18 protein-coding genes are annotated in these 20,872 nt (G+C 70.7%); 9 read left to right on the top strand and 9 right to left on the bottom strand.

Going from position 1 to position 20,872, the window contains the following annotated elements; translation table 11 throughout:
* Nucleotides 1-79: 79 nt before the first annotated feature.
* The 7 genes from ACWDX7_RS25985 to ACWDX7_RS25955 all read right to left on the bottom strand — a co-directional run bounded on the left by ACWDX7_RS25985 (nucleotide 80) and on the right by ACWDX7_RS25955 (nucleotide 9,850).
* On the bottom strand, nucleotides 80-319 hold the full coding sequence (locus tag ACWDX7_RS25985; protein ID WP_451492805.1) for a Trm112 family protein: 240 nt from the start codon (nucleotides 317-319) through the stop codon (nucleotides 80-82).
* Nucleotides 303-1,238 carry a hypothetical protein gene (locus tag ACWDX7_RS25980; RefSeq protein WP_451492804.1) on the bottom strand — a complete coding sequence of 312 codons (936 nt, stop codon included), beginning with the start codon at nucleotides 1,236-1,238 and terminating at the stop codon, nucleotides 303-305. Before ACWDX7_RS25980 ends, ACWDX7_RS25985 begins: the two co-directional genes overlap by 17 nt.
* Nucleotides 1,235-2,473: a condensation protein gene (locus tag ACWDX7_RS25975; RefSeq protein WP_451492803.1), complete on the bottom strand. Its 1,239-nt coding sequence runs from the start codon at nucleotides 2,471-2,473 to the stop codon at nucleotides 1,235-1,237. The genes ACWDX7_RS25980 and ACWDX7_RS25975 overlap by 4 nt, the downstream gene beginning before the upstream one ends.
* 71 nt (nucleotides 2,474-2,544) lie before the next feature.
* Nucleotides 2,545-6,672, bottom strand: a complete 4,128-nt coding sequence (locus tag ACWDX7_RS25970) for an alpha-(1->3)-arabinofuranosyltransferase domain-containing protein (RefSeq protein ID WP_451492802.1) — start codon at nucleotides 6,670-6,672, stop codon at nucleotides 2,545-2,547.
* Nucleotides 6,669-7,400: a class I SAM-dependent methyltransferase gene (locus ACWDX7_RS25965; protein WP_361767581.1), complete on the bottom strand. Its 732-nt coding sequence runs from the start codon at nucleotides 7,398-7,400 to the stop codon at nucleotides 6,669-6,671. Before ACWDX7_RS25965 ends, ACWDX7_RS25970 begins: the two co-directional genes overlap by 4 nt.
* Nucleotides 7,397-8,599 carry a glycosyltransferase family 4 protein gene (locus ACWDX7_RS25960; RefSeq protein ID WP_451492801.1) on the bottom strand — a complete coding sequence of 401 codons (1,203 nt, stop codon included), beginning with the start codon at nucleotides 8,597-8,599 and terminating at the stop codon, nucleotides 7,397-7,399. Before ACWDX7_RS25960 ends, ACWDX7_RS25965 begins: the two co-directional genes overlap by 4 nt.
* Nucleotides 8,600-8,854: 255 nt before the next feature.
* Entirely contained in the window at nucleotides 8,855-9,850 is a 996-nt protein-coding gene (locus tag ACWDX7_RS25955; RefSeq protein WP_451492800.1) for a DUF3068 domain-containing protein, read from the bottom strand.
* A 260-nt stretch (nucleotides 9,851-10,110) separates the two neighbouring features.
* On the opposite strand from ACWDX7_RS25955, the gene ACWDX7_RS25950 reads away from it, so the two are divergent.
* The 8 genes from ACWDX7_RS25950 (at nucleotide 10,111) to ACWDX7_RS25915 (ending at nucleotide 17,816) form a co-directional block, all read left to right on the top strand.
* Nucleotides 10,111-10,257 carry a hypothetical protein gene (locus ACWDX7_RS25950; protein WP_361767590.1) on the top strand — a complete coding sequence of 49 codons (147 nt, stop codon included), beginning with the start codon at nucleotides 10,111-10,113 and terminating at the stop codon, nucleotides 10,255-10,257.
* 30 nt (nucleotides 10,258-10,287) lie between these two features.
* A complete protein-coding gene (locus ACWDX7_RS25945; protein ID WP_451492799.1) occupies nucleotides 10,288-11,541 on the top strand; it encodes a PucR family transcriptional regulator in 1,254 nt (417 codons plus the stop codon).
* A gap of 394 nt (nucleotides 11,542-11,935) precedes the next feature.
* Nucleotides 11,936-12,235 carry a transposase gene (locus ACWDX7_RS25940; RefSeq protein WP_451492798.1) on the top strand — a complete coding sequence of 100 codons (300 nt, stop codon included), beginning with the start codon at nucleotides 11,936-11,938 and terminating at the stop codon, nucleotides 12,233-12,235.
* On the top strand, nucleotides 12,232-13,119 hold the full coding sequence (locus tag ACWDX7_RS25935) for an IS3 family transposase (protein WP_451492797.1): 888 nt from the start codon (nucleotides 12,232-12,234) through the stop codon (nucleotides 13,117-13,119). The genes ACWDX7_RS25940 and ACWDX7_RS25935 overlap by 4 nt, the downstream gene beginning before the upstream one ends.
* A gap of 1,999 nt (nucleotides 13,120-15,118) precedes the next feature.
* A complete protein-coding gene (locus ACWDX7_RS25930; RefSeq protein WP_451492796.1) occupies nucleotides 15,119-15,925 on the top strand; it encodes a hypothetical protein in 807 nt (268 codons plus the stop codon).
* A 315-nt stretch (nucleotides 15,926-16,240) separates the two neighbouring features.
* Entirely contained in the window at nucleotides 16,241-16,447 is a 207-nt protein-coding gene (locus tag ACWDX7_RS25925) for a hypothetical protein (protein ID WP_451492827.1), read from the top strand.
* 21 nt (nucleotides 16,448-16,468) lie between these two features.
* Nucleotides 16,469-17,092, top strand: a complete 624-nt coding sequence (locus ACWDX7_RS25920) for a hypothetical protein (RefSeq protein ID WP_451492795.1) — start codon at nucleotides 16,469-16,471, stop codon at nucleotides 17,090-17,092.
* 274 nt (nucleotides 17,093-17,366) lie between these two features.
* The gene (locus ACWDX7_RS25915; RefSeq protein ID WP_451492794.1) at nucleotides 17,367-17,816 is read left to right on the top strand and encodes a hypothetical protein; all 450 of its coding nucleotides are present in this window, start codon (nucleotides 17,367-17,369) and stop codon (nucleotides 17,814-17,816) included.
* A 259-nt stretch (nucleotides 17,817-18,075) separates the two neighbouring features.
* Here the strand turns inward: ACWDX7_RS25915 and ACWDX7_RS25910 are convergent, their stop codons facing one another.
* Nucleotides 18,076-18,303, bottom strand: a complete 228-nt coding sequence (locus tag ACWDX7_RS25910) for a hypothetical protein (RefSeq protein WP_451492793.1) — start codon at nucleotides 18,301-18,303, stop codon at nucleotides 18,076-18,078.
* 1,020 nt (nucleotides 18,304-19,323) lie between these two features.
* On the opposite strand from ACWDX7_RS25910, the gene ACWDX7_RS25905 reads away from it, so the two are divergent.
* Nucleotides 19,324-19,566: an integrase core domain-containing protein gene (locus ACWDX7_RS25905; RefSeq protein WP_451492792.1), complete on the top strand. Its 243-nt coding sequence runs from the start codon at nucleotides 19,324-19,326 to the stop codon at nucleotides 19,564-19,566.
* A gap of 161 nt (nucleotides 19,567-19,727) precedes the next feature.
* On the opposite strand, the gene ACWDX7_RS25900 is transcribed toward ACWDX7_RS25905, so the two are convergent.
* Nucleotides 19,728-20,033, bottom strand: coding sequence for a hypothetical protein (locus ACWDX7_RS25900; protein ID WP_451492791.1), 306 nt, complete (start codon nucleotides 20,031-20,033; stop codon nucleotides 19,728-19,730).
* Between the last annotated feature and the right edge of the window lie 839 nt (nucleotides 20,034-20,872).

Raw genomic sequence — 20,872 nt, 5'->3', positions numbered from 1 at the left:
CCCCGCCAAGTGAGGAACTTCCCGACCTGCGCGGGGTGTAGGCCCGTTCGCGAAGCTCGACGGCGACGTTGATTGCCCCTCACGAGGCGGGCGACACGCGCCCCCCGATTCTCAAGAGCAGCTCCTGGTGCCGGGTGTCGTCGAGGGTGAGGGCGTCGAGCGGGCGCAGGTAGGGGAGGTTGTCGCGGATCGGGTAGCCACGCCTGAGGCGCGGGTTGTAGAGGAGGTCCTCTTCGGGGACGTGGATGAGCGGGCCCTTGTCCACGGGGCAGGCGAGGAGGGAGAGGAGCTGAGGGCCGGGCTCAGTGGGTTGCGGCATGGTGGGGTTCTCCTAGGCGGGTCGGTGCGGGTGGCTGTTGGTCGTGACGCGGCAGGGTGAGCAGGACCACGATGGCGAGCGCGGTGCCGCCGAGGCGGAGCGCCAGCCGCAGCGGTTCGGTGGGGAGGTCTTCGCCGAAGACCACGGTGCCCGCGACAACGGTGAAGATGCTGGACACCGTGGTGGTGACCGGGACGATCACGGAGGCGCGGCAGCGTTGGAGCGCGGTCTGGGACAGGGCGAGACCGGCTACTCCGGTGGCGACGAGCAGCCAGGGGTGAGGTCCGCGCAGGAGCTCGGGCAGGGCTGTCGTCAGCGATTGGTCGGCGAGTGCGGCCGAGGTGCCCTTGATGGCGAGTGAGCTCACCCCGTACAGCAGCCCGAGGGCGACCCCGTACGGCACGCCGGAGCTGCGGCGGCGGTGCCGGCGGCCGGCTCGGCGCAGTGAGGCGAGGAACAGCAGGAGTCCGAAGGCGAGGCAGGGGAGGCAGACGGCGAGCAGGGGCAGGACGGGTGCCGCCGCTCCCACCCGGTTGCCGTCGGCATCGCCGTCGCCGAGTGAGCCGATGACAGCGAGCAAGGCGAGCAGGATGACGCCGCTGGCGAGGAGTTCACGGCGGCCTGGGCGTTCGCCCAGTGCGGCTGCGGAGAGGGCGATCAGGAGCACCGTTCCGGAGAGGAACACCCCCTGGGCGGCGGCGATCGGCAGCAGTTGGTAGACCTTCAGCTGGGCGGCGAAGCCCAGGCCCAGCACGGTGAAGCCCAGCAGCCAGCCGGGGCTGGAGGCCAGCGTCCGGAGCAGGTGCAGCGGGCGGCGGGGGTCCAGCGCGGGGAGGGCGGCCAGTGCGCGCTTCTCGAGGACGAAGCCCGCGCTGTAAAGGGCGTTGGCGAGCAGGGCGACCGCGACTCCGAGGATCAACGGCGTCCTCCGTCCTTCACCAGTGCGTCCAGGATCTCGGCGCAGCGCCCGGCGAGCTCGGCGGCGGCGGGTTCGGCGAGCAGCTGGTGGCAGTGGCGGACGGCGAGGTGCAGGCGGCCGCCGAGGGTGAGGGCGCTGACGGACAGGCCGCGGGGCATCCGGACGGGTGCCGAGAACCACAGGGCGTCGGCCGGGCCCGCGGGGCCGAAGTCGAGCGGGTGGGTCACCCTGCCGAGGTTGCTGACCAGGGCGGTGGACGTCCAGGGGGCGGCGATGCGACGCAGTGCCCTGGTCAGCGGGGCCTTGGCGCCGACAGGCAGCCAGGGGGTGCTGACCAGGCCGGCGACGGGGCCGCCACCGGTGACGGGGGCGGCCTTGGCTGCGCGGGTCTGAGCGCTGATGCGCCCCAGCAGTGTGCCGGCACCGGCGTCGGGGGCGGGTGCGTCGGCGTGGATGGTGGCCAGGTGGTTGTGGTTGCCCATGGGGGCGCCGGGGGCGAGTGGGCCGTGCGGGCGGTCGTCGATGGGCATCGACAGGTGGATCGGGCCGGTGGGGTGGCCGTGCTGGTGGTTCCATTCGGCCAGGGTCAGCTGGACCGCCGCCAAGAGCAGGTCGTTGACGGTCGGCTGGGGCGGCTTGGCGGCGGACCGGGCGAGTGGGAGCACGCTGAGGTGGACACCGGTGCCGGGAGTAGGACTTGCGGCGGGCGCGATGCGGGCCGGGCGGCCGCCCCGGGCGGCGACCGTGGCCGGGACATCGGCCGCACCGCCGGAGCGCTGCCGGGCCCGACCGCCGGAGCGCTGCCCGGCCGGGGCGCCGGAATAGTGGTCGGCGACGTCGCAGAGCAGTCTCAGGCAGGTGCCGGCGTCCGCGAGGGTGTGCGCTGCCGTCAGCAGCAGGGCGGTGCCACCGCCGGGTGCGGGTGCGGTCTCCAGCCGGAGTGGGGGGCCGTCCGCCAGCGGGGGAGCTTCGGTGAGGGCACGGTGGCGGGTGGGGCCGAGGTCTGCGGTGGCCGCCACGGCGGTGGGGCCGATCGGCGCCGGCTCCCAGCGGTAACGGCGGTGCCACCAGTGGGAGTCGGCCTGCCGTACCTGCAGCGTCGGGTGGGCGGCCAGGGTCTGGGTGAAAGCGGCCCGGAGCCGCTCGACGTCGACGGTGCCGGGGAGGTGGGCCTCCAGGTGGACGGTGTCCGCGTCCAGGTGCTCCTGGAGCAGGTGGCGTGAGTACTCGTCCATTGCCGGGAAGGGAACGCGCCCCTGCCGCCCGGACGGGGTCCGGGCGGCAGGGGCTGCCAGGGTCGGGCGGGTCACGGGGCCTCGGCCCGGTGCCGGGATCCCGTGGCCCGGCGGTCCGCCGTGACCAGCGTGGCGGCGAGTGCCAGCAGCGCGAGCGCCTCGGCGGCCGGGCTGAACGCCCCGCTCGGGGGCGTGAGGACCGCCAGCAGGCCGGCGCCGATCATCGCTGCCCCGGCGACGTACGGCAGCAGGCTCGGCCACCGGAACGCGACCAGGACCAGCGGCACCGCCGGCAATGCGAGCGGACCGCCGACGACGCCGAGGACCAGCAGCGGGAAGACCACGCCCAGCAGCCACCGGGGCGCGTCGGACGCGTCCCAGTCCTGCGGGCCGGGCTGGTCGTGCGGCCGGCCGCCCCGGCGCCGCAGCGCCGGAACCACGACCAGCCCGGCGAGCACCAGGAGGGCGAGGCCGCCGAGGACGAGGCCGAGGTCGTACGTGGTGGCGGGGGTGTAGGAGAGGAGTACGGTTCCGCCCGTGCCCGCCGGGACCACGTAGCCCTGCTGCCAGCCGTCGAGGCGGACGGACTGCAGCGGCTTGCCGTTCAGGGTTGCGCGCCAGCCGGGGTTGGCGTTCTCGTGCACCTGCAGGTAGGAGGCCTCGCCCCCACCGATCTTCACCCTGCGCTCGTCGCCGGACCAGGACACGACCTCCACCGTCCGGCGCGAGCCGGGATCGGCAGCCGGGCTGGCGTCGCGGGCAGAGAGGGTGAGGTCGGTGACGGCCAGTGCCCCGTCGTCGGAGGCGGACACCCGGTGCTTGCCCTGGCCGAGGGTCAGGGTGGAACCGGTGGCCGGGCACAGGGTCACGGTGATGGGATAGCGCTTCTGCAGGGCCGTGACCGTGCCGGACACGGAGGTCTGGTGGGCGGTTCCGTCCACGGTGAGAACCGGGCCCTTGCCGCACGGCAGGGTGAAGGCGGTGTCCTTCGCGTCCTGTGCGTCCTGGGTCTCCTGGGGATCTTGACGGGCCACCAGATCGGCCAGAGCCGGGATGTGCACCTCGCTCAGGCCCGCCGGCAGCTGGAGATTCTGGCCGGCGAGCGGGTTGTGGACGACGACGGGGGCGGTCGCGGTTACCGTGATCCTCAGCTGGTCGGTCGTCAGCGGGGCGAACCGGACCAGGCCGTTGGCGTCCACCGCCGCGCTGACGGCGTCGGTCGGGGTGCTGAGCTGCACCTGGGTCGGCCGGGAGGAGAGTCCGCCGGCGGCACCGAGCACCAGGTGGTCGATGCCGCGGCTGCCCTGCCAGGCGAGCCGGACGGAGGACTTGCCGCCCGCGATCCAGGCGGTGGTGAAGTCCCCGTCGAGCAGGTTGCGGGGGCTGCCTGAGCTGGTGGAGTCGGCCTCGATGCCGATCTTTCCGGTGGTCCGGCCGGGGGCGACCTGGTCCAACAGGGCGTCCAGGGCGGGACCGGGCAGGGCGACGGCGCTGCCAGTCACCTTGAAGTCGCCTGCATCAGTGGTGAGTTGACGGTTGAGCCCTGTCTCGACGGTGCCCGACTGGGAGCCGCCGAGGTCGAGGGTGCGGTGCAGCGAGTAGGAGTCGGCCGTGGCGGCCGGGAGCGACAGCACACGGGTGGCCTTGACCCCGGGGATCGATATCTCCGAGAATCCGGCCCCGCCCACGCCGGTGGAGGAGGCGACGGCGCCCTCGATGGTGATCTTCACCCAGGCGGCGGGCCCCGCCGGGGCGTTGACGTTCTGCGCCACGGCCTGCGGCTGCAGCACGCTCACCTGCGAGCCCCGGTCCGTGGTGATCCGCACCTTGGTGATGGTGGGCCGCAGCGCCCCCCCGGCGAGCGGGGTGACCTTGAGGGTGGCGGGCAGGTCCACCGACTCGTTGAGGTCGATCCGCAGCCACTGGCCCATCGGGTCCGCGCTGCTGCCCTCGGTCCACGCCGTGCCGGTGTTCCCGTCGAAGGCCCCGACCGGGTCGTACTGCGGCAGGGCGAACAGCCAGGAACCGTACGAGGAGGCGGTGATTGACTTGGCGCCCTCGATCACCGAGGTGGTCTGCTCTGCGGCGGAGCCGGCCCGGCCCGAGGGCAGGATCTGCCGCGGTGCGCCGCCCGGGTCCTGGCCGGCGTCCTTCGGGTTGGTCTCGGTGGCCGTGTAGGTGTACGAGTTGTTGCCGTCGACCAGGCCGAAGAGCGTGTCGCTCCGGCGCTGCCCGTCGGCGGTGGCCCGCAGCGCTGTGCCGGCGCCCTCCGGCAGGGGGTCGCCGGAGAGGATCACGGGCCGGTCCGTCACCGTACCGCTGGCGGAGAGCGGGAGCAGCGACTCGGGGCCGCCGCTGACCACCGTGGTGTCGGCGACCGGGCGGGTGGTGACCCGGCCTGGTGCGGCTTCACCACCGGTGGGGGCGAAGATCTCCACTGCGGCGTACTGGCGGCTCAGGCCCTGGACCTGGACCGGGGTGTCGGGCGTGAGCTGCCCGGAGGTCGTCGGGGAGCCGAAGCCGGTCACCCGCTCGTAGCCCGAGGCCAGCAGGGTGGCGCGTACCGTCTGGGGCGGGATGTAGCCGGCCTGCGCGGGGTCGAGGTCGTTGCGGACCACCAGGTGGTGCACGCCGGACCGCTCGAGGAAGGCGCCGAGCCCCGGTACCTTGGTGCCGGTCGCCAGCGCCTCCTGGATCGCCTCCAGGTAGCGGCGCTCGCCGGCCTGGCCGAAGGGCACGAAGTTGTACTGGGCCCAGGGGGAGTCCGCCAGCACGTCGAGTGGCTCGTCGATGGTCGAGCCCCAGGTGTAGAGGCCGTGCGCGTCGGCGGGAACCACCAGGGCCCGGCTGTCGGGGGCTTCGGCGGACAGGTAGGCCGCGGTCTGCTTCCACTGGGAGGGCAGCGCTTTGAAGGAGCCCGGCTGGAGGATGTTTCCGTTCAGGTAGGGCAGCGCGAGGCCGGGCAGTACCGCGAGTGCGACCAGTGCCGGGACCAGCCGGGGCCGTGCGGCCGTGCGGCGCAGTGGCCGCCCGCACAGGTGCGCCAGGCCCAGGGCCAGCGCCAGTGCGAGGCCGGTCTGGAACTTGTAGATGTTGCGCAGCGGCGCCAGCGCGCCGTCGAGCAGCTGCTGCACCGAGCCGTGGAAGGGCGCCCCGAGGGAGCCGCCGTACCCGGCGAGGGTGATCAGCGCCACGGTGCCGACGACGAGCAGCAGCCAGCGCCGCTCGGGCAGGTCACGGCGGGCGAGCCCGGCCAGGCCGAGGGCTGCGGCGAGCGCGGAGCAGGCGATCACCAGGACGTTCGCCGCCACGTCCCAGCCGGCGGGCAGCCAGGCCGAGCCGAAGTGCAGGTAGGCCACCCAGTTCCCGGCCCCGCGGAGCAGCTCGGTGGCGGACATGGTGGCGGTGGTGGTGGACGCCTGCTCGATGTAGCGCAGGAAGTCGGCGCCGTAGGAGTTGAGGAGGAGCAGCGGCACGGCCCACCAAGCCGTGGCGAGGAGCACGCCCGGCACCCACCAGGCGATCAGGCGCCATTTGCGGCTGCCGCCGGGCCGGCTGAGCAGGTAGAGCCCGACCGGGAGTAGTGAGGCCGCGACCGAGGTCGCGTTGACGCCGCCCATCAGCGGGATCACCAGTGCCGAGCGGAGTGCGGCGGCGCGCGCCGAGACGAAGCGGGTGAGCGGCAGCAGGACCCAGGGCAGGACCGCGCCGGGGAGCGCGGCGGCGGAGGTGGATCCGACCACGATGGTGAACACCGGCCACAGTGCGTAGCAGGCCGCGGCGAGCAGCCGGCTCGCCCGGGTGCCGTACCCGAGGCGTTCGGCGAGCCGCAGCGCGCCCCAGAAGGCGGCGGTCACCACGAGCGACAGCCACAGCCGCTCCGCCAGCCAGACCGGCAGCTGGAGCAGGTCGGAGATCAGGTAGTACGGCAGCATCGGGAAGGCGTAGCCGACGTACTGGTTGGACAGGGCGCCGAAGTTGCCCTCGCTCTGCCAGAGCGTTCCGAGTGTGCCGAGGAAGCCCACCGGGTCGAGCGCGACGGCCAGTTTGGTGTCGAAGGCGATCCGCCCGGGCGCAGCGGCCAGGAAGGCGGACAGGACCAGCAGCCAGAAGGAGGCGAGCCAGCGGCGGCCGGCACGCGGCTCGGGGCGCGGCCTCGAGGGCGGCGCGTCGGGGAGCTGCAGCGTGGGGGCGCTCATTCGGAGGTTCTCCGCATCACCAGGAGAAGATTCCAGGACGCGATCTCGCGCAGACCTGGAATACGGACGAGGGTCTCGGCCAGGAACGGCCAGTAACGCGATCGTGCGGAGAGGACCTCGACATCGCCGCGGCCGCGCACGTGACGCAGCACCGGGCCGATGTGCACCCGGTAGAGGTTCTCGCCGAGGGTGTGCTTGGCGCTGCGCCCGGTGCGCCGCTGGTAGCGGCGCCGGGCCCGATCGGCGCCGAGCAGGTGCCAGGGCGAGGTCTCGTGGCCGCCCCAGGGGGAGAGCCAGTTCGTGTAGGAGACGTACACCAGGCCGCCGGGGCGGGTGACCCGCACCATTTCGCTGATGAAGGTCTCCGGGTCGGGCACGTGTTCCAGCACGTTGGAGGAGAAGCAGACGTCGGCTGTGCCGTCGGTGAGCGGCAGCCAGTACCCGTCTGCGACGACCGCGTGGTCGGGGGTGCGTCCGCCGCGCGAGTGGAGCTCGGCGAGGTCCGGTTCGAAGAGGAAGGCGTGCGCGCCGCGGGCCCGGAACGCCTCGGTGAAGTGGCCGGCAGCGCCGCCGACGTCGGCCACCACCGCCCCGGCCAGGGGTGTGTACCGCTCGACCTGGTCGGCGGCATCCTCGGCCAGCAGTGCGTAGAACCTCTCCGGGTCGCTCTGCTCGCTGCGAAAGGCGCGGAACAGCGCGAGGGAGCGGCGCAGGGAGGGGTCTTTCACGAGCGCTCCGCCAGGGTCGGGGCCGGGGGCTCGGCCGTGGTGTGTCGGAACCCGGCCCGCCGCCTGGAGCGGTGCAGGGCCACCGCCTCGGCGGCGGCGGCCTGGAAGCGGTCGACGCTGTGCTCCCAGGAGAACTGCTCCGCGTGGCGGCGGGCCGCCGCCCCCATCGCGACGCGGCGTTCGGCGGACAGCGCCAGCGCGCACCAGGCCGCGGCGAACCCGCTCTCCCCTTGGGCGAGCAGGCCCGTGCGGCCGTGGACGACGGAGTCCCGCAGGCCCGGGATCTCGAATCCCACCGCGGGCGTGCCACGGACGGCGGCCTCGGTGACCACCAGACCCCAGCCCTCCAGCGAGGAGGGGTGTAGCAGCAGCCAGCTCCGGCAGAGCAGCCGGTGCTTCTCGGCTTCGTCGACCCGCCCGGCGAAGACCACGTCGGGCCCGGCCTGCGCCTCCAAGCGGGCCCGCTCCGGGCCGTCGCCGACGATGACCAGCTTGCCGCCGGTGATCGGGCGGACCCGCTCCCACAAGCGCAGCAGCAGGTCGATGCGCTTGTACTCCACCAGCCTGCCGACGGCGGTGAACAGCGGTTCGCCGGATTCGGGGAGCAGCGGCGCGGGCGCCTCGACCCCGTTGGGAACGAGGTGGATGCGGTCGGGCGGTACACCCATGTGCGCCATCGCCTCGGCCGTGGAAGGGGACACCGCGACCATCAGGCTGCGGGAGTGGGTACGGGTCAGTGCACGGTGCTCCAGCATCCTGCCGACCCGGGCGACCGGGCCCGGCAGGCGCTGGTCCCAGAGGTCGGTGTGCACGTGGTTGACCAGGCACATCACCGGTCCCCTGTGCCACAGCGGCGCCAGGTAGGGGACGCCGTTGCAGACTTCGACCAGCAGGTCGGTCTCGCCGACGCTGCGACCGAACGCGCGCGGGGTGCGCAAGAAGTGGTCGTAGGTGCCGCCGGAGGAGACCACGCGGTAGGCGCGGTCCACGGACGGTTCGGGGCCTGCGCAGAGCAGGGTGACCTCGTGCCCGCGGTCGGCCAGTCCGGAGGCCAGCCGGTCGACGAGCAGTTCCGATCCGCCGGCGGCGGGGTTGGCCAGGTCGCGCCAAGCCAGGACGGTGATCCGGTGGGGGACCTCCGGCGGCGGCCTGACGGCCGTCAGGGCAGAGGGGCGGTGTGGGGACGTCTGATGTGCCATGGGAGCTCCTGAGAGGGGCGGTGCTCAAGGCAGTGAGGGCAGTGAGGGCGGTAAGGGCAGGACTCAGGGGACCGGGGGTGACCGGTGGGGCAGTCGCACGGGAGGGACCGGGGGATGCGGCTGGCGGCGCGCTGGTGGCGCGCGCCGCCAGTCTGGGCTCTTGCTACCGCCCGGTACTACTCACCGAATTGCTAAATTCCGGTCGAGTTTGCGCGGAATGCAGGGTTCCTCTGTCACCGGGGCGAGTGATGGCTGTCACCGCGAGGCGCGGCGGCGCAGCAGCACGCCCGCCGCCAGCAGGCAGACGAGGCCCGCGGCGCCGGAGGCGATGGGTGCGGTGGTGCCCACCAGCTCGAGCTTGCGGGCGGCGGCCTGCGCGGTCCGCACCTGTCCATCCTGGGTCCCCGCCGTCATGGTGAGATCGGCTCGCAGCAAGACCAGCAGGTCAGGGCCGTCCTCAGAGGTCCGCAGGGTCACCAGCGGCTGCGTACGGGCGTCCATCACGGTGCCGGTGACCGGGTCCACGACCACGCTGAACCCGGCGTTCGCGTAGTACCGGTCGGCGACGACCTGGCTGCGGTCAGCCAGTCCGAGCAGCTTGCCGGGGACCTGCTGGGTCCCGACCTTGGTCGCGCCGAGCACGGCGCCGTAGCGGTAGCCGGTCCGGCCGTTCACGGTCGCGGTGCCCTGGTAGTCGAGGGTGACGGTGTCGCCCAGCGTTGAGTCCCAGTAGGCGTACGGGCGCTTGGCCAGGCCGAACGGGAACTTCAGGTACGCCTCGCCGGAGAAGGCCGGGGTCTCGCCGTGCGAGTGCAGCGGCAGGTTGGTGCGGCGGTCGGTCACCCAGCGTTCCACCGTCCACTGGACGGACTTCCGCGGGTCACGGAGCTCGAGCGTGGCAGCGGTGTCGATCTGGGTGGAAATATCCATCACCGCGCGGGTCTCGCTGCTCTGCGCGACGTTGCCCACCACCCGCCGCGTGAGCGTGAGGTCCTGGACCGGGCTCACGGCGACGGCCTTGGTGTCGAAGACAGTGCCACTGCCGGTGAACACGGTGGTGGTGTTGGTGTCGATCGGCGTCTTGCGCAGGTTCGGCAGCGCGTACCAGTGCAGAAGCGGCGCCAGCACCAGGAGGAAAGCCGCGAAGGCGGTCAGCACCAGACCGGCGCGGGACAGGTGGCGGGGCGCCGGGGCGGGTTCGGGGAATTCACCGGCGGGCTGGTCAAGGATCTGACCTGTGGACACGGACATGATTACGCTCCGTAAGGGATTGGGGTCGGCACAGACCGTGCGGCGGTGAAGGCGGTGGTGCGACGAAAGGTCCCCAACGGCTGCCGAGAGTGCGGCAGGTCCCGTGATACATCCCCTGAGCGCGGAACCGTAGGTCCCCCCTTGACGGATTGTCAACGCCAGGGCAAAACTGTGCGGGCACGGGACCGGGCCGGTGCGAATGGTGTCGCCTGCTGCTCCGCCCCGTTCGCTCGGGGCCCACGAAGGGACGATCCGCAGCCATGCGTACCCGACACCCCGTTCTCGCCGTCGCCCTCACGGCCGCCGCGGGGGCGGTCCTCGCCGTCGCCGCCGCGCTCGGTCTGGTCGCCCTCGCGACCGCCCCTCCCGCCCAACCCGACGTGCCGCTGGTGTCCTTCACCGGCTGATCCCGGCGCACCCCCAGGGAGGCTGCCCGCATGAGCGTACGAACCGATCCTGCTCCGGCCACCGCACCGCGGCAGGCCTCTGCATGGAACGCCGTCAGCGCCGCCGACACCGAGCGGTTCATCCGCCTCGCCTCCGCCGAGATCCCCACGCTCTCGGTCGAGGTGATGCAGCAGATCCACGCCCAGTTCCCGCAGATCGTGGAGATCTACGACGACGACGGCGTCTCGGGGGTCCTCACCCGGATCAGGCAGGCCCTCGGCCCCTTCGTCGAGAGCGTCCGGGCAGCCGGCGGCCCGCAGATCTCGGGAGACGGCGGCGTACGTTTCCGCGAGGCCGCCGCCTCCCTCGACCGGCGCGAGACCCTGCCCGGGCGGGCGCTCGACTTCATGCGGGCGGTCTACCGCTTCGGGGCCCGGGTGTCCTGGCGCCGGCTCACCGAGATCGCGGACGGCGTGGGGATCCCGCCCGCCGCGATGTACGAGCTGGCCGAGGCCGGCTTCGACTACATCGAAGCACTGGTGATCGACGCGGCCCGGGACCATCTCGGCAACGAGTCCCTGGCCGCCGGCGAACGGCTCCGCCGTCAGCGCCGTCTGGTCGAGCTGCTGCTGGCGGACCAGCCCGCCGACCCCCAGGCGACGGCCCAGTACGCCGCCAACATCGGCTGGCGGCTCCCTGACACGGTCGCCGTCGCCGTCCTCAAACGCAACGAGAAGGCGCTCCTGCCACCGGAGTTCGGCACCGGCATCCTGCTCGACTGGGAGAGCGAGCAGCCCCGGCTGGTCGTCCCTTCCCCCGCCCCGGCCGGCCGGGCCGACGCGCTGCGCCAGGCCCTCCCGGGCTGGACCGGCGCGCTGGGGCCGACCGTACCGCTGGCCCATGCGGCACGGTCGCTGCACTGGGCGCAAACGGCGGTCGGGCTCATCACGGCCGGGACCCTGCCCTCCCGTGGTCTGCTGGACTGCACCGAGCACACCACGGCGCTGATCCTGCTGCCCCCCGCCGAACTGATCGACGACCTGGCCACCGGCTGCCTCGCACCGCTGGCCGCCTGCCGTCCGGGCCACGCGGAACGGCTCGCGGACACGCTGCTGGCCTGGCTCCAGACCCGGGGCGGCGCGGCGGAGGTGGCGGCACGGATCGGCGTCCACCCTCAGACGGTCCGATACCGGATGCGCCAGCTGAAGGAGCTGTGGGGCGACGCACTGGACGACCACGATCAGCGCTTCGCCCTGGAGCTGGTGCTCCGGGCCCGCAAGCTGCGCTCGGCCGCCCTCGCCTGACGGGCGTCGCACGATTGTGGCGGAGCATCAGGCGGGAGTTGAGCAGAGCCCACAGGCTGGTAGCTGTGGTCGGGCTTGCTGTCGCCGTCGATCTCCCTGCAGAAGCTCTGGAAGCCCTTTCCAATCGAGGCGGCGATGTCCGGTACGGTCCGCTTCGCGTGCTGGCGGCCGGCGACGGTGATGCGGGTCGCGGCCGTCCCCGGTGGCCCGACGCCGCTGCGTGAGGCGGCCGAACAGGCCAAGATCGAGTTGGCCTCGGCCACCAAGACACAGATTGGGCTGGGCTGCCGTACATCGCCGTGTCCGGTGGGCAGCCCTGAATCTGAGTGAAGCTTCCCCTTGATCGTGGACACCTGGAGACTGGGACCTGAGGTTCCAGAGGAAGTAGTGCCAGGTGGGAAGTAAGTACACGAAGCGGTACTCGGCGGAGTACAGGCGGGACGCGGTCGCGCTCGTCCGGTCTTCGGGCAGGACGGTGACCGAGGTCGCCCGGGAGCTCGGGGTCAGCCTGGAGAGTCTGCGCAACTGGGTCCGGCGCGATCAGGCCGACCGTGGTGAGGGCGCCCCGGGCGAGCTGACCAGTGCCGAACGCGAGGAACTGAAGCACCTGCGGAGGCAGAACCGTGAGCAGCAGCAGACCATCGAGATCCTGAAAAAAGCGACGGCCTTCTTCTTGAAGGAGAGCGACCGGTGAGCGAGTTGTACCGGTTCATCCATGCGGAGAAGGCATGCTATCCGGTCACCCTGCTGTGCCGGGCGATGAAGGTCGCCCGCTCCTCCTACTACGCCTGGTGCGACGGCGAAGCCGCCCGTCAGGCCCGCCGGGCAGCCGACGACGCGCTCGCCCACGAGATCACCGTGCTGCATATCGCCTCCCGCGAGACCTACGGTGTCCCGCGGATCCACGCCGAGCTGCGGCGTCTGGGCCGGCCTGTGAACCACAAGCGTGTCGCCCGGATCATGAGGGAGGCCGGCATCCAAGGCGTCACCCGCCGCAAGCGGCGTTCACTGACCCGGGCGTACAAGAAGGCCTGCCCGGCCCCGGACCTGATTGGCCGTGACTTCCACGCCGAGATCCCCGGCACCAAGTTGGTCGGCGACATCACCTACCTGCCCACCGCCGAGGGCTGGCTCTACCTCGCCTGCTGGTTGGACCTGGCCACCCGCGAGGTCGTCGGCTACGCCATGGCCGACCACCACCGTGCCTCCCTCGTCGTGGACGCCCTGAAGATGGCCCACGGCCGGGCCGAACTCCGCGCCGGATGCGTCATACACAGCGACCGCGGAAGCGAGTACACCTCAGCCGAACTCCGCAGTGCAATAGTGAAGTTGGACCTGCGGCAGAGCTGTGGACGTACCGGGTCCTGCTTCGACAACGCCGCCGCGGAGAGCTTCTGGGCCCTCCTCAAGGAAGAGATCGCCACCCGCCTCTGGCCCGACCGGGCGACCGCCCGCGCGGAGGTCTTCGACTTCATCGAGACCTTCTACAACCGCCGCCGTCTGCGCAAGCACAAGATCTTCGGCTACCTCACCCCGGCCGAGACCAGGCAGCGGCATCAGCACACCCTCGCGGCGTAAACATCAAGTGTCCAGGATCACGGGAACTTCAGCAGGCCGCTGTCCCAAGCTCTGGGTCCAGCCCGACTCTGCCGCAAGCTGATACGTAGCCGCGCTGGCTGGCCAACCAGGACTGGGTGTCCTCTGACACTGAAGTTGGACCGTTTGCCACCGAAGTTGGACCGCTGGCCCGGTAGCTTCCGCTGATGCCGAAGCCTGGGGCAGTAGGCACCAGAGCCTTGCTCGTCATTCCTGAGTCGAACGTGCTGCCAGCATGTACGTCGGCATGGCTGTGAGCGTCAAGGCCGCAGGTGCTTGAGGGTGAACTCGGGCAGGGCGTAGGGGCCGGCCTGGGGCGCGGCCGGGTCGATCGGGAGGTCTGCTGCGGGGATGTCAGTGGCGTGAAGTTCGGCATTGTCGGTCGGGGTGTAGATCAGTTCCGCGGGGTCGGGGAGTTCCCAGAAGCGGCGGGTGTTGGCGGAGACGGCGTACGCGGTGACGAAGCGGGCGGGGAGCGGCGCGGTCAGGGCGGCCCGAATGTAGCCGACGGCGTCGCGGGGGCTCAGCCAGGTCGCCAGGTGCCGGGATTCGGCGGGCAGTTGCTCGAAGCTGCCGATGCGCAGGCAGACGACGGACAGAGCGAGTTTGTCGGCTGCGACACCCCCGCGCCGCCACCGCCTGGACCACCGCGCGCGCCATCACCACACGCTGGTACGACCACCAGCAACACCTCACCCACCGCTGGCACACCCGCCTCAACCAGCTCTACGCGACCAACCCCCACCTCACCACCACGGGCAGCGCCTCCCCCGCACTCCTGGCACGCGACCTGATCACCTACCCCGAAACCGTTGACCTCGCCCGCACCCTCGCCACCCTGCCGAGCCGCCGACACCACGACACCGACGACGCCATCGCCTTCAGCACCCGGCGCCTCGGCTTGGCCCGCCTCGCCCTCGCCAACCACGACCCGCTCCGCGCCTTACTCACCCACACACGCCGCTGACCAGCACAAGTCCCCACCCAGCCCAGCGAATACGTGCGGCCGCCTATAGACGTACCACCACACCCGCGGGAAAGCCAAAATCATTCCCACACAACTACAAGACCCCAGGCCAATCACTCGAACAACGAACCGAACAGCCCAACAGGCCGCACGAATACACCAGACGCGACCGCTCCCAGCTGCTCCGAATCCCAGCCAAAAAGACGGGACACCAGACCAGAACACCCCAGCTCCCTGAAGATCACTGGCCCGTCACAGCTCCAGGGTGCCCCGCTCGCGCAGCGCCTGGAGCTGGTCGGCGCGGGCGGCGACCCGGGCCGCCGCCTCCCCCTCACCTGCCCCCTGCCCGCACCGTCCCCCGAGGCCGGCCCCCGATAGCCGCGGGGTCCCGCCTTTTCCCTTCCGGAGTACAGCGTGGTGCCGGCCCGGCTAGGTTCATGATCAGTCCGCGCCGGTATGGGTACGTGGGCCAGGACCGGTTTCCCGCGCTCTGGGTACAGCCGGACCGCCTCCGGGCCTCGGCATCCGTTGGGATGCCGAGGCCCGCACTCCCTATCCGCCGGTGGCGTCTGTCGGATCGGGCGTCAGGGAAGGGATGATGCGGCGTTGCATTCGCGGCAGGTGACGGCGCGCGGCTGTTTGAGAGCGTCGAGGGTCTGGTCGAGGTCGAGAGGTGTTCCGCCGGGCTGGCATCCGATGACGTGGACCAGGGTCGCCCCTGGATGGCGGGCCGGTGGGGCAGCTGCTGCACCGCTTACAGCTTCGTCGTCAGCTGGCCCCCGCAGCCGCCGAGCAGCAGCCCGCACCAGAAGGTGTCGCCTCCGTGCCGCCGGCGGAAGGCGGATCGCCCCAGACCCCGCCGCCCCGTAGCGTCAGCCGCCCATCTCGTATCGGGTATCCGAGCACTATCTGGAGTGATGCACGTCACAGGAAGCTTTCTGAAATTCTTTGACACATAGCCATCACGCCGGGCCCGAGGAATGGAAGCTCGAACCGAACCAAGGAGTAGCCCACATGCTGCGCCGCTCGATGAGCCCTGAACCGTCCTGCAGCGAGCCGCGAGAACGGCGCCGCGCTCGCGTCGTCGCGGAAAAGCTCGGCCGTACCATCCTGGTTGTGGGGGCGAGCGCGCTCTTGGTCAAGCTCTTCATACTCCTCCGACAGGTGGCTAAGGAACACCCGGACCCCCAGGTCCGCGCGCAGGCACGCCTGGTGGTGGCCGAGGCGCTCAGTGCGCGGGAGGCGATCCTGCGCAGCTCGGGGCTGGAGGACTGGCAGCCGGAAGTCGCCCGCTTCGCACAGCGCCACCTCGGGGTCAGCAAGCTCGATGCGGCGTGGCTGGAGGCGGCGTCGATGGCGCTGCTCGGGGAGTGGACCGAAACTGTCAGCGTTCCGGCTCCCGATGGCGTCGACGCGCTCGACCGTCTCCGGCAGGAGGCGCTCACCGTGCACCGGCAATTGATGCCACTGTGGGAGCGGAAGAGTGGCCCCGGGCGGGTGTGGATGCTCGACTTCCTCCTGCCCTCGGGCGGGGACCTTCACGAGGTCGTCGCGGTCTCATACCGGATCGAGGACGAAGCACTGCTCTGGGAACCGGAACGCAAGGATGCCCGCGCCGTGTTCCAGCGACTCAAAGCGGACGAGCAGCTCGTCGCCCGCGCCTACGCGCTCGCCGGCGGCTCATGGGCGGAGGCTGCCGACTACGCGTACCTGCCTAAGGAGATCGGTACACGGGTGATGCGCAAACTCCGACGCCTGGGCGAGCAGCGCCGCGCCACTGTCAGCCTCCCGGACTGCAGCACTGCGGCGGTGGCCGAATGACTGTCACCGCCCTTATCCAAGCCGCGGTTCCCGAGTTCCTCGGCGGCCTCGCGGCCGCCGCGGTTTTCGCCGTAGGACTCGGGGCGTTCCGGCGTGGCCGCGCGGCCCTCACGGCCCGCAGGCGCGGCAACGCAGCCGACCACACCGTGCCGTAGCGCCGGCACAAACCCGATCTCGCTTCCATGGCCTACGGCGCCGGTTCCCACTCCTCGGGGCCGGCGCCCCGGCACTCCACGAAGCCGGGGTCGGTCAGGTCCACGTCCTCCGGGTGCCGCGCGGCTGAAGGACATGTTCAACGCGTGCAATGAGATGGGCATGACACACATCGCCATGACCACGGTCGTGTTCGGGGGTTTGCGTGAATGCGTCGCACCCCTTCACCCGGACCTCAAGCTGGTCAGCGACCCGAATGGGATGGCGGCCATCGAGGGCGTCTTTGACCAGCCCTGGCCGCCGGCAGCCTTGTCTCGCGCCGTCGCACTCCGTGGCAAGCCGTCGAAGGCCGAACGCAATGTGAGCTGATGGTCGTTCAGAGGGGGGCCGATGGCGTTCCGCGCCGTGCACGCCGAGTGGGGAGCCGTCTTCACTCACCTGCCCGATCTCGGGTGCGGGCAGGCGTGGGAGGCGGTGTGGAAGGTTCGGCCGCCCGCGCCGATCGTCTGCGCGGAGTGCCGGCACCCGATGCACGCGAAGACCTCCGAGCGGGGGCTGCGGTTCTTCGCCCATGCTCCGCACGCCCCGGACTGTGAGATCGCCCGCCAGGGCGAGTCCGAGGCCCACCACCTGCTGAAGCTGGAGCTGGCCAGTGCCGCGCGGGACGCGGGCGCCCACGCCGAACTGGAGGTCCGCGCGCCGGACGGCTCCTGGTCCGGTAGGCGTCGGGGTGAGTGGGTCGTCCGGCCGCCCGATACGGACTCGGCGGGGGCGTGGGATGTCGTCGGCGTCCTGGAGGTGGCCGAAGTCGGCGTGCGCCTGGGCGACGGCTTCGGGGTACGCCTCCTTCTTCGCGTGCTGGGCGAGCGCCCGGTAGATGCTCGCGACGCTGGGGGCCTGCCGCTTGCGCTTGCCGGTGGGGATGATCAGGTCGGGCTGGACCTGCTCGGCCGACTCGCCCTTCGCGCGGCGGCGGAGCACGGTGTGCAGCATGTCCTCGGTGATGACGGGTGACCGACCGCCGTGCTTACCCTTGCGGGCCGCCGTGTCGAGTCCTTCGGGGGTCGGCTCCCGGATGTTCTCCCGCTCGGTGCCCCGGAGCGACGCAGTCCTGACCGCTCGGCAACCCAGGCTCAGCCGCTACCTGCCGAGCGCGTCCAGCTCTGTGCGCGCCGCCTCCACAAAGACGCCCCGGAGATCGCTAAGGGCTGTCCGTTTCTGCTGCCGAAGTTCACGTTGCGCCCGGTGATCCAGGCATGCTGTGCCGGCCAACTCTCAAGGAGCGCCCATGTCGATCTCCCGTTACACGATGGCCTTCGCCTCGGTCGTCTTCATCTCCGGAGCCATCGCGCTGCCGGCGTCCGCGGCGACCGCGGCCCCACACCAGCCCTCGGTCGTGGGCCACCTCTCCGAGGACGGCAACAGTGACCCGCTCGTCGGCGGTGAGGGCGGCAGCGGCGGTAACAATCCCTATCGTGACCCCAACGGTGGCGCCTACGGGCCGGACACGTGCCTGCAGGGCTACGTCTGGCGGGACAGTTTCGAAGGCGACACGGTGTGTGTGACACCGGAATACCGCCAGTACGTCCACGACCTGAACCCCCACCGTCAGCCCGGCGGTGGCGTCTACGGTCCATACACGTGCAGCCAGGGCTACGTCTGGCGCGAAAGTCATGAGGGCGACACCCTGTGCGTCACGCCGCAGGAACGCGACGTGGCCAAGGCCGGGAGGCACTAGCCGACCGTGATCAATTTCAACGGCATTTTCTGACCGCAACTACTCACACCCGCACATGGGGGCCGCGATGTGGAACTTCCAGAGCTGGCGGCCACCGTCGAGTTCGATCTGTTGCAGCTCGAAAGCTGTACCTGCAGATGTTGACCCTCGGGAGTGACGAGTCCGATCGGGACGTAGGGCACCGACGCGGCCACGCCTGGACCGGTCACCTCTTCACGCTGTCCCGCCGCCGGGACTCCCCGGCCGCCGCCCTTGCCCGTCACTTCTCACGTCGCCTCCGCCAGCGGTGGGCCTTGGCCTCACGGCGCAGCGCGGCCAGGTCGGCGCCAGTCACACCGGCGCGGGCGAGCACGCACGAGAGCCTGATCAGCCTGCGGCGGTGCGCCGTTGCGCCGGCGTCAGGTCGCAGCTGGGCCAAGGCTTCGTACGTCTGGTCCCACGCGATCTGCAGTTGCACCAGGGCGTCGGGGTCGGAATCTCGCTTCACCCTTCGATTAGAGCATTTGTTCGAATTATTTTGCACGTCAGGACACCCGCGATCAGACCGTGCATGGCGCCACCACCTCGACGCCGCCCAAAGGCGAGACCGCCACCAGGCCACCAGGGCTGGGAACCGACTCCGCGGCCTGCGCGGGCATCGGCTCGACCAGCGGTCGCAGCGTCGCCCCGGCACCTCCTTCACGAGCTCGCTTCCGGCATGGCCAACGTGACCGCACAGGCGCAGCCAGGCGCACGCCCAAGCCCGGCAGGCGCCTTCGAGAAGACTCGGACTCCGCCCGGGGTCAGGAGTGGGACTGGCTCTGTGCGTCTCCCGCAGGCGGTCTCTGCATGCCCTACGCAAGGGGTTCCCGCGACTACGCCGAAGCCTTGGGTGTGGGCAGTGGCTGTGCGGGGAGCAGCAGCCCGCCCACCGGTGGCAGGTGTCAATCCCCGCGGCGTCCTTGTTTCCGGCTCCTGGCTGGTAGGCGCCGCCCGTAGTTGCGCCGCATGCGAATGGCGGTACTGGTCCAGTGGTGCGAGCTGGTGAAATGCCAGTACCTGCAGTGCGGGCACCTGTGGATGCGGTCGACAGCGGGGCCCGGCCTGTCCAGTGGCTGCGCCACCAGCCACGCGCGAGCCGCACTCTGAGACTCAAAAGATGTTTTTCTCGACATGGGGCAGACTGGCAGGTGAACGGTACATTCACCTCCCTTGATACTCATTCTGTCGCCGCCTGGATTCGAACTGCAGAGTCGGCAAGACAATATGCGTACACTAAAGGTGGCACTTGTGTAGAATCTGTTTTCCAAAATCCACAAGCTGTGCCGTGGGCAGCGGCATGCGTTCCACCTGCTCCAAGGGCTGTGCCGGGGTTCGGAATTCCCGCAGGAGACAAAAGGCCGCCTGTTGATCATCGGAAATGGCCCTGTGGCGCCGTGACCGCGCGGGCCATCCGATCGAGCCGGGCTTGATCCATCACTCGGACGCGGTTCGCAATACACGGCTTTCACCTTCGCCGCCCACCTGAATGGCGGCCGGCCTGGACGCCTCCATCGGCGCTATCGGTGACGTGTATGACAACGCCCTCATGGTATCCATGATCGGCAGGTACAAGACCGAGCTCACCGAGCGGGACGGCCCGTGGCGCACCCTCACGGACGTCAAGTTCGCCACCGCCGAGTGGGTCGACTGGTACAACAAAACAACCGCCGCCTCCACACTCGGATGGGAGACGTCCTACCCGCGAACACGCAGCCAACCACTACGCTGAACCACACCCCACGGCCGGGGACCCAGCCAAGAGCTGAAGTCTCTACGAAACCCGGCGCGGTTCACTGCCGGATGTTCTCTTGCCAGTTGGTGCTGGTCATGACGAAAGGGCAGCTCCGGGGTCCCAAGCTTCGGACCCCGGAGCTGCCCCGGTCGCAGCGCTCAGAGCAGGCCCAGGTCGATCGCGATGTCGGTGTCCTGCGTCGTCTCGTTGACCTGCACCCCAGTGTTGCCCTCGCCGCAGACGTTCTGAAGCTGTTGCGTTCGCGACGAGCTGCTGAGGATCGGAAGGGTGAGATCCGGGATAGTGATGAGGCTAAAGGAGTTGTCGTTGGCCTCGATAACGCAGACCGTGGTGTCGCCCTCCTTGCCCTTGTTGGAGTCGTCGGCGGAGGCAACTCCCGCCCCTGCCATGCTAAGGCTCCCGATCATGGCAACCACAAAAGCAGCCTTGCGAAGCTTGCGCATTGCATCTCCGTTTTCGTCTTATTTGCACGTTGACCGAAACGCGTAGCTGCACGCTATCGGATGAAACACACCTTTTGTGCGGCAACACGCCGGGCTGCGAACGGCACCACGTCGGGAGAACGGGATGCCATGCCGCATCAACCGCGTCGCCGTACTGCACGAAGAACCCATGGCCCTGGGGTAGGCACTTTTGCAGCGCTGTGTGCCTCGTACAGCAGCCGCGGGCCTCTGACCCTGGATCCGACCAGGGCTTACTTCTGTTCGATCGCCCCGCCCCGACCACCCGCCAGGACCGGCGGACAGGCACGCGACACGGAGCCCGGGCTGCGGCCACGCTTACAGGCGGGCACCCCCCGACGTCGAGCCGTCCAAGTCCACCACCTGATAGACGATGCGGCCATCCGCCCCGTCCTAGACAGATGGCGATGCACCCGGCTCCGGGGCCGCTCAGGACGGGTACGACTGGTGGGACGGGATGCTGGCCCAGGCCCGAGCGTGTGCCCGTCGCCGCACCCGTGCGGCGCACCGACCGGGGACACGCCGTAGGGGAAACCGACCGAGCCAACCCCAGCGCACCAGCGGCGGTACTCGGCTGTCAGGCACCCGCAGCCGGGCACCGCACGGTGGGGACGCCGCCCCGGACGGCCCGTTGCACCCCAGTGACTCCTCCCCCTCATGAAGGAGGGGGCTTCTCGCTATGCCGGTTGGGCTTCGCGACGGGCCAGCCCGGCCCGTAGGACATTCAGAGGGCGGTTCGTGAGTTGATGTCCATTTCCGGGTGAGGCTGGGGCAGGCTGTCACGGTGCTCGGTCGGCTATTGCGTCCTGGTGAGGCTGCCG

It is taken from the genome of Streptomyces sp. NPDC003034 (assembly GCF_053591375.1).
Note: the sequence above shows the minus strand (reverse complement) of the source record. Positions and strands in the feature narration are given on the sequence as shown.